This is a genomic window from Phormidium sp. CCY1219, assembly GCF_055795085.1.
This window is the reverse complement of the sequence record NZ_JAYFEQ010000778.1, coordinates 1-7,941: the sequence shown is the minus strand read 5'-3', so window position 1 is coordinate 7,941 and position 7,941 is coordinate 1. Positions and strand designations below refer to the sequence as shown.

Here is a 7,941-nt window from a genome sequence, read left to right as displayed (position 1 = left end):
CTTCTCTAATTTTATCATTTCCTCCTGAGTCTCTGTCAATATTCAGCCGCAAATTTTTTCGATGGAGTGCTTGACAAGGGGAGTTGACATCAGGTATAATTAACTCTTGTCTGCATCCATGACGTATATGCAATGCAAATATTGCTTAAGTCTCCTGCCGGCAGCTAGGACTTGTACTTCCCTCATTCTATCATTTCCTCCTGAGTCTTTGTCAATGTTCAGCCGCAAATTTTTTCTCAGTTAAGCCGCTTTTGCCTTTTGAGATGATTTGGGAGTTACGCAATTGGTGGGGAATTGCTCTCAATCTAGGTTGGGGTGGGCAAAATGCCTACTAGGCTTTATCGGAACGCCCCCCACACAGTCGCCTGAGTAATATTACGCATCGCCTCAGTATTTTCACGGTTATCGCAGAATTGAGTAGTTTGCCGGTAGTGGTGCGGCGGAACTTAATCTTATCTTTAAAGACAATACATTTAGCTTTACCAAAACTTTAAGTAGAATTGAAAGGAAATGTAGTATGCATTCCATCGCCCGTTCCTGTAGTGCTGCCATTGCGCCGTTAAACCACCGAGACACCGAAGCCCTCGAGGGCATTTTTGAAGCCTGTGACGGGGATCCCACGGGGGAACTCGAAGCGGTGTTAAGCCACTATTTTGGTTCTCGCCACCAGGGGAGAGGGAATCCAAAAGGAAAAAAGTTGTCAAAGCGAGAAAACTGTGATATAATAAGCAGCTTGGTGTAAAAAGCGAACTCCCGATGGAGGTCAAGCCCCCCATCGCCGCGACCCAAACTAAGCTAAAGTAGGGGGGTAAACACCTCAAGTTCAGATTCAGCTTATCAGCTTTGATTCAGTCTGAAACATTAGAACTCCTAGAATGGCCCCGTCTGTGCGAGCACTTGGCAACCTTTGCCGGGACGAAGCTGGGGGCGATGGCAGCGGAAACCCTGCCCATCCCAGAAAGCCTCGAGCAAACCCGAGAGTTGCTTTCGCAAACGCAAGAACTCTACGAATTGGAAAATCGCCTGTTGGGTGGACTGTCGTTTGAGGGCATCCAGGATATTGGCGATTCGCTCGATCGCGCCAATTTGCAAGGCATCCTCTCTGGGGAAGAACTGCTTGCCATTGCCACCACCTTATCGGGGGCGCGTCAACTGCGGCGAACAATCGACGCCCACGCCGACTTGTCGGCGCTCAATGGACTCATCGAAGATCTGCGAACCTATCCCGAAATCGAACAAGAAATCCATCACTGTATCGACGAACGAGGGAAAGTTGCCGATCGCGCCAGTGTGGAACTCGGCAACATTCGCGCCCGGATGAGGCACAACCGAGACCAAATTTACCAGCGATTGCAAAGCATCATGCAGCGCCAAGGCAATGCGGTGCAAGAGCAACTGATTACCCAACGCGGCGATCGCTACGTAATTCCCGTCAAAGCGCCGCAAAAAGATGCGATTCCCGGCATCGTGCAAGACACCTCCATGAGTGGAGCAACCCTGTATGTAGAACCCCACGCGATCGTCTCCCTGAACAACCAAGCGCGGGTTCTGCTCGCCCTTGAACGAACCGAAGAAGAAGCAATCCGGCGCGCCATCACCAAACGGATTGCCGAAGTTTCCGAAGATTTAGAAGAATTATTGGCGATCGTCACGATTCTGGATTTGGCTACAGCACGCGCCCGCTATAGCACCTGGTTGCAAGCAAACCCCCCGCATTTTCTTCAACGCGGGATACAAGATGAGGCACAAAGCGCTCAAAACCATCATTCCCCCGGGCAAACCATTACCCTGCGAGAACTGCGCCATCCCCTGCTAGTGTGGCAACAGCAACACGAACAAGGGCCAACCGTGGTGCCGATTAACGTCGTGATTCAGCCCCAGATTCGGGTAGTGGCGATTACCGGTCCGAACACGGGCGGGAAAACCGTGACCCTGAAAACCGTGGGATTAATCGCATTAATGGCCAAAGTCGGGTTATTCATCCCTGCCAAAGAACCGGTAGAACTGCCGTGGTTTGATTGGATTTTAGCCGATATCGGGGACGAACAATCGCTCGAACAAAGCCTTTCCACCTTTTCCAGTCACATTCGCCGCATTACGCGGATTTTCGAGACCATGACGCCGGAATCTCTGGTATTGCTGGATGAAGTGGGGGCGGGAACCGATCCGACGGAAGGAAGTGCCTTGGCGATCGCCCTGCTGCAACATCTGGCATCGCGGGCGCAACTGACCATCGCCACCACTCACTACGGCGAACTCAAAGCCCTGAAATACGAAGACGAACGGTTTGAAAATGCCTCAGTGGAGTTTGACGAAGCTACCTTGCAGCCCACCTATCGACTGCTGTGGGGCATTCCGGGACGATCCAATGCCTTGACGATTGCCCGTCGGTTGGGGTTAAATCCAGAGGTAGTGGATCGAGCGCAGAGTTTGGTAGCCCCCGGAGGGTCTCAGGAAGTCAACCAGGTGATTGCCGGGTTGGAAGATCAGCGCCGCGCCCAGGAAACGAAAGCGCGAGAAGCGGAAGATATTCTCGGCGAAACCGAACGGCTTTATCGGGAGGTATCGCAGAAGGCACAGTCCTTGCGCGATCGCGAATGGGAGTTGCAGCACTCGCTTGAACAAGCCATCCAAGCGGCGATCGCCGAAGCCAAAGCGGAAATTGCCCAGGTGATTCGTCGCTTGCAGCAAGGCAATGTTACCGGGAAAGATACCAACCAAGCCACCCAAGCGTTAAACGAAGTGGCGCAGCGGCATTTGCCCTCTCGCCAGAAACCGCCCAAACCGAAACCGGGATTTAAACCGCAAGTGGGCGATCGGGTTCGCATCCCGCAAATCGGCCAAACGGGCGAAGTGCTGAGTGTTTCCGAAGGCGATCGCGAAGTTACCGTGCGGTTTGGTTTAATGAAAATGAACGTTTCGATGAGCGAAATCGAGTCCTTGGAGGGGGAAAAAGTGGACATGCCCGCCAAAAAACCCGCTGCTGCCTCCGCCACCAAGGTATCCGCCGCTTCGGAAACGCTCAGTCAGAAACCGCCGGCACAAGCGCCCACCGTCCGGACGTCTAAAAATACCATCGATTTAAGAGGAAGTCGGGTTGCCGATGCCGAAATCCAACTCGAACAGGCGATCGCCGAACGAATTCCCGTGGGCGGTACACTGTGGATTATTCACGGCAAAGGCACCGGCAAACTCCGTGAAGGAGTCCATCAGTTCCTCAAACAACATCCGCAAATCGACCGCTACGAATTGGCTAGCCAAAAAGAAGGCGGTACGGGTGTTACCATTGCTTATCTCAAATAAGGGCAAAAAATGGAGAATTAAACATTAATAATTCCTCCCATCAAATGGCTCGATTTTATCGGGAAATTATCTTCCCTTTTGCGATGATTTACCCTAAGTAGAGACGCGATTTATCTCGTCTCTACAAGGGGGATTTCCACTGTAAAGATGCAAAAGAATTTGCACCGTTGATTATCGGCTTCAAAGCAATGTCTACCGTTGTTTTATTTCCTCCTCCACTATGCGCCCGATTCTGAACATTGCCACGGCGGGCAAATCCAGCCAAAAACCTGCAAAAACCGCACCCGGGAATATCGCCGAAGTGCAGCAGGAGTTGGGATTGCCGAATGCTCCCGCACCCGCACAGCTCGATAATATCAAAGCTCAGCTCGATTTAGTATTGCTGGCCCTGGAATGCTTGGCGGGAATTGGGTCCGAAGCCATATTAAAAGCGGCAGCGGATTTGCAGCTAGAACCGATGGCAATGGATCGGGTCTCCTTGTGGAGATTGCGGCAGTCGAATCCCCTGAGAAAAAGTCAGGGAGGAAGAAAAAAGTTAGATGTGGAAGAAGCGCGATCGCTGGTATTAATTATCTGCCATCTCGCGAAAGAAAATCACGAATTAATCCGCCGTGCTGTTGCCTTGCTCGAACAGCTAACCGAACAAAACAAACCGCCCCATTCCACCTCTCTTTTAGGCGATTTTATCGATAATTTCTGCAATACCTATCAAGAACGAATGGACAATGGAGAAGACACTAATCCGGAAGTTTTGACTCATTTAGCGCTAAAACTGCTCATTGATTTGCTCTTTTACGGCGGTCCAAACGGTCATCGGCGACTCTGGTTAGCGCTTATCGATCGCTCGGTTCGTGGATGAGTTTTGCCGCGATCGCTCCTGGACGTTCCATACGCTTTAACATACCCCATTCAACCCTATCTCATGCCTTCGTTTAATTCGGTCTTGCGACGGTACACGCCCCCCACTTGTACGTTAGAAATTCAGGGGAAAACTTCGCCCCTCTCCAAATGGACGGGTAAACCCGCAGTGCAACAATTAACCTTTAAACTCAGTTTTGATGCGCCGCAGTTGCCCCAAGAAAAACAAGTGACAATTCGCGGCGACGGGCAAACCCTCGATGAATTATATCAAGCGGTTACCACTTACGTCCAAGACTTTGTAAAGCAATCTCCCCCGCGATTGAATGCCAGTTATTTGGTTTCCGAACCCGATTCGGCACTCTCGGTGTGGGATACCCAAACCAAAGACTCGGAACTGAAGACAAAATTACAATCTCAGACGGAGGTGATGGGGGAAAATGGCACAACCCTTCCATCACCGCCAGAGACTCCCGAGGCAGAGGATGGCGCAGGGGGGATTCGGTTAAAACCGCGCGGGTTGGTCTCCCATGACTTATATTTAGGACAACTCGCCACCCCACAAAGCGGGTCAGTTGTCAACCTCGGTACCCTGCAATTATTTGACCTCGCCACAGCACTGGATTCCTATGGGGCAGATTTATTGGCGCTGCCGACTTGGGAACCCGCAAAACCCGGGAAATCCCCTGCATCTTGGTGGAAAGTGGCAGCGATCGCCTTATTTACCGCCGGCGTTAGCGCCTCGGTACTCAAACTCCTGAGTCCCCCCCTGATGGAAAGCAATGTCGCCACATCAACTCAGGAGGAACTCACCGCCGTCTCTCCACCCCCCGCACCGGCACCCCCACCACCCTCGCCGCCAGCAGAAAGCAATTCTCCCCTTGCGCCGACTCCCTCCACGCCGACAGCGGAATCCGTTACCCCTCCATCCCCCACACCGACACCGCAGTCGGCGCAACCCCAATCTGAGGCATCTGAGTCCCCTTCTGAGGTAAACCAACAGAGGCGATCGCAACCCCAGTCTGAGGCATCTGAATCCCCCGCCCAGGGGAACCAACAGCGGCGATCGCAATCGGCATCTACCACCACTGCGCCACCCACAGTACCGCCGCCCCCGCCTACCACTGTGCCACCAGTACCGCCGCCCCTCTCCTCCAATACCACGCCGCCTCCATTACCGGAGATGGGCGATCGGCCCACCACTGCGCCTCCGATTCCGGACCCCCCAGAAGAAGTGCGGACAGAATTTGAAATCATTCCCGCAGACCCCTCCACCACTGCGCCCCCCATTCCTTCCCCCCCACCGGTCATGCCTCCCCTGGATGCAAACCCTCCCTCGGAACTCGATGCCCCCATCAGCGCTGCACCTCGCACGCCACCTATGCCGACGTCAGATATCCCGGTTCCTAGCATCGGAAGCGACGAACCGCCCCCGGTACCGATACTCGACATCGAACCCTCCCCGGAGATTCTCGAACCGGAAGACTTGATTTCCACCGCCGAGGGGATAGATGTTACTGGGTTGAAAGCGCCGCCTACAGAGATGTCGGGGGATGCACAGGAGAGGGAAACGCCAGCAGCGGCGATCGCCCCGGAACCCAGCGCACCGGCAAGGGAAACCGACGCTTTATTTAACGAACCGCCCCAATTAGCGCAGGCAAAGGCGTATTTTCAAGAAAACTGGCAACCGCCACCTGACTTTGAGGAGACGTTGCAATACATCCTGCACCTCAATCCCGATGGTTCCATTGAGCGGATCGTCCCCCTCGGCGTTGCTTCTAAAATGCAAATCGAACTCAGCGGGGTGCCTTTGAACGGCAAACCCTTTGTCTCCTCCTTACCTGACGGGGAAACCCTCCGCATCCGCGTGGTTCTCGAACCGGAGGGCAGAGTCCAAACGTTCCGGGAATAGCATTTCCCTGCAATTGCGCGATCGCCCCCCAACTCCACCCCCCTGGCCCACCCCCCAGGGGGGTTTTTCCTCTCGCGATCGTCTCCAGCAAATTTCTTTCAAAAAAAATAAAAATTTTTATCCACATCTAGTTTGCATATTTACTCGATTACTCCCACTTCCCCCCTCGTTCCCAGGCTCAGCCTGGGAACGCGCCTTCCGAGGCTCAGCCTCCTTCTCCAATTCCAATGCCTAACCCCCCCTCACCTGACTGAAAACCTCACTCACCGACCCCAAACAAACCTACAATTTAGAAGCCGTAGCGGTCATCAAGCGTTTATCCGAGACCCTGTCAAACATTAGTAAATTAATGCAAACTAGATGTAATAAAAATCCTAAAAATCCCAAAAATTTACAAAATTCAGCGGGGTGGGGGGTGACACCCCTCATTTTTATGCTATATTAATTTCAGTAGATGCACCCTGATGGCAAGCGCCCAACTTGTTGGGCGTTTTTTTTTGCCCATTTTTATCCCCCCGGGAGGAATGAAGGGGGGTAAGGGAAAGCGCCACTGGAATCCCCAACCCAGCACAGTTCTGGTTGCAACTCAGTAATTTTTGCCCCCCTCAGCGCCGCGATCGCCTCTGGAACAGCGGGGAAAATTGCACTTCGAGCTAACATAAAAACAGACTTAACAATCTCGGCAAGGTGTTTGCTTGCCACTTACCCAAACTCTCAACAGATGATTTCTATAGAAGACGTAACGGCGGCATTCGATCGCAAAGACTATCGAGAAGTCGCCAAATTACTCAAAGCGTTACGCAAACAATCGCCCCAGAATCCTTGGGTGGGATTTTATATTGGCAAATACTATGAAGAAACGGGAAAGCTAGACGCCGCCGAAAAAGCTTACGGAAAAGTGTTGCGCGAGATAGGGAATCCAAAAGTGATTTCCCAAGCACGCGCTGGGTTAAAGCGGGTGGAAGCGATACCGAAAGAACGACGAAAGCAAGCGATCGCTCAAGCGAAACAAGACCCCACTCAGCTCAAACCGGGTTTATTGGTTCTCGAACCCATCAATCCGGACCGCAAAACCGAACTCGCCAAGCAATTCGCGCGGATTATGCAACTCCAACCCTATTCGGCGCGGTTGCTGCTTCCCACGCGCAGTTGGCGCATGTACCGTACTGGTGCGATCGGGGAATTGCAGGTATTTGTCAGGGAATTGCGCCAAGTTGGCATTCCCTGTTTTTGCGCCACTCTCGAACAAATCAATCGCCTGCGCGTCTTTCGCATCAACTATTTTGAAACCCTATCTCCCCACGCAACGGTGATTTGCAAAAATGAAGCGGACCAACAGGGCAAATTACCTTTTAAATGGTCAGAAGTCAGTCAAATCGTCTCGGGAATATTGCCGATTTTTAAAGAAGTGGCGGTGGAAAATCACCGTCGCACTCAGGTGAATTACAAGCAAGAAATTCACGAATATATCGGCGTCATGGATTTGCACCTGCATGGGCGAGGTTGCATCCTGCGCCTGTGCGAAGATAGCTACGAGTTTGATAATGGCTATTCTTTCATCCCCGCTGACGATAAGTCGGGCAAACGGTCCAAATCGGCGATTGATAGCATGAGTATGCACCTGAAATGGCAAAGGTTAGTCAAACATATCCAGCAACAATTGCCACAGGTAAATATGGTGTCGGATTTTACGCCGTTTGCTGAAACGGCTATCCCTGAAGAAGATATGCTAGAGCGCATCAAACCCCATCTGGATTTGTTTCGCTTTGCACCGAGTGTATGGGACAATGCGTTTGCCCTTTACAGTGGGTTAGTCTTTCTCAAACCCAGTTTGTAAGCGCTTCGGACCGGCGCTTTCATTTCCCAGG

General features: G+C 52.2%; 5 protein-coding genes. All 5 read left to right on the top strand.

The features are described 5' to 3' along the window. Nucleotides 1-517 precede the first annotated feature (517 nt). The gene (locus tag AC0QH1_RS23740; RefSeq protein ID WP_324633859.1) at nucleotides 518-742 is read left to right on the top strand and encodes a hypothetical protein; all 225 of its coding nucleotides are present in this window, start codon (nucleotides 518-520) and stop codon (nucleotides 740-742) included. 101 nt (nucleotides 743-843) lie between these two features. Further along, nucleotides 844-3,303: an endonuclease MutS2 gene (locus AC0QH1_RS23735; RefSeq protein ID WP_324633858.1), complete on the top strand. Its 2,460-nt coding sequence runs from the start codon at nucleotides 844-846 to the stop codon at nucleotides 3,301-3,303. Between the two features lie 220 nt (nucleotides 3,304-3,523). Beyond that, entirely contained in the window at nucleotides 3,524-4,162 is a 639-nt protein-coding gene (locus AC0QH1_RS23730) for a DUF3038 domain-containing protein (protein ID WP_324633857.1), read from the top strand. 63 nt (nucleotides 4,163-4,225) lie between these two features. Beyond that, nucleotides 4,226-6,073 (top strand): DUF4335 domain-containing protein, encoded by a 1,848-nt coding sequence (locus AC0QH1_RS23725; RefSeq protein ID WP_324633856.1) that lies wholly within the window; start codon nucleotides 4,226-4,228, stop codon nucleotides 6,071-6,073. Nucleotides 6,074-6,794: 721 nt separating this feature from the next. Continuing rightward, complete coding sequence (locus AC0QH1_RS23720; RefSeq protein WP_324633855.1) at nucleotides 6,795-7,910, top strand: tetratricopeptide repeat protein; 1,116 nt, start codon at nucleotides 6,795-6,797, stop codon at nucleotides 7,908-7,910. Nucleotides 7,911-7,941: the final 31 nt, after the last annotated feature.